Raw genomic sequence first — 1,440 nt, 5'->3', positions numbered from 1 at the left:
CAACCGCGCCCACCCATGCGTCTGGACAAAAACCGCCGACGAGGTCCTCAAGAAGGCAAACCGTCAAACCATTTCAAGCACGGACCACTAGCCGGGTAAGTTCGTCGCGTGGCGTACGTGCGGAAGGGGCGCACGACCTCGGGCGCGGTCGCGGTGCAGGTCGCGCGTAAAGACCCTGGCCGGGTGGTGATCCTGGCGCATCTGGGTTCGGCCCATACCGATGCTGAGCTGGGGATTTTGCTTGAGCAGGCCCGCGAGATGGTGGTCGGCGGCCAGGCGGCGTTGGATTTCGAGGTGGCCGCCCGCGCCCAGTCGATGGCCGATGTGCCCGACTTTCGGGAGCGCGCCTTGCTTGTAGCTCCGGCGGTCGAGCCCGCTTCGTCGACGGTGGTGGCGCCGCCGGGGCGCACGGTTGGCGCGAGTTCGCGGCTGCGCTACAACGTGCTGGCCCGTGTGTATGACTGGCTGGGGTTCGACGTGCTCTGTGATGCGGTTTTCCGGGATCTGGTGATTGCCCGAATCGTGGAGCCCACTAGCAAGGCCGACACGCGGCGGGTGCTGATCGATCTGGGCGTCAAGACGGTGACCTATCGGACCGTCGCGCGTCACCTCGACCTGGCCGTCTCTGGAGGATATCGGGACGCGATCGCCGCGAAATGCTTTGAGTAATCCCGTGATTGCGGTGGGCTGTCGCTGCTTCTTTACGACGTCACAACCTTGCATTGGGAAGCCGAGAAAGAGGACGCGCTGCGCCGGGTTGGGTATAGCAAGGACCGTAAAGTCGACCCTCAAATCGTCGTCGGACTGCTGGTGGATCGCACGGGATTCCCCTTGGAGATCGGCTGTTTCGAGGGCAACACCGCCGAGACGGCCACCATCGTGAAAGTCCGCGGCGAAAACCGGGCTGTTGATGAGGCCAGCCTGGCACGGGCTCAATCGCTGGTCGGCCTGAAAGGGTACGTGACAAATGTGCCGGTCGCGGTCATGCCGGCCGCCGAAGTGATCGCGAAATACCACGACCTGTGGCGCGTGGAAAAGTCGTTTCGGATGTCTAAGAGCGACCTTCGCGGCCGGCCGATGTTCCATCACACCCGGACGGCCATCGAGGCGCACCTGACGATCGTGTTCACCGCCCTGGCAGTAGCTCACGCCATCCAATCACGCACCGGATGCTCCATCGCCAAGGTCATCAAGTCGTTGCGGCCACTGCGCAGCGCCACCATCACCATCACCGGTGCCACCCAGACTTTCCCGCCAGAGATCCCGGCCGCGGAGCGCGAAATCCTCGACAACCTTGGCATCAAACCCGGGTACTAATACTACAGCCGTAGTTCGCTTCCGGTGAGCGGGTTCGGCGTGTTTGCGCTGGTAGGGGCGGCTGCCGGGGCATGATTCACGGTTTGTGAAGACGAGAAAAACACCCACGGCAGCCGCGGGTTT

1 pseudogene is annotated in these 1,440 nt (G+C 63.4%); it reads left to right on the top strand.

Features of this window, described 5'->3' with window-relative positions:
• The first annotated feature begins 108 nt into the window (after positions 1–108).
• Positions 109–1,317, top strand: a pseudogene (locus tag BN4346_RS47020) (IS1634 family transposase).
• Positions 1,318–1,440 lie beyond the last annotated feature (123 nt).

Origin of the sequence: Mycolicibacter icosiumassiliensis, assembly GCF_900078685.2 — a bacterium.
GTDB classification, from domain to species: Bacteria; Actinomycetota; Actinomycetes; order Mycobacteriales; family Mycobacteriaceae; genus Mycobacterium; species Mycobacterium icosiumassiliensis.
This window is presented reverse-complemented; position numbering and strand designations above follow the sequence as displayed.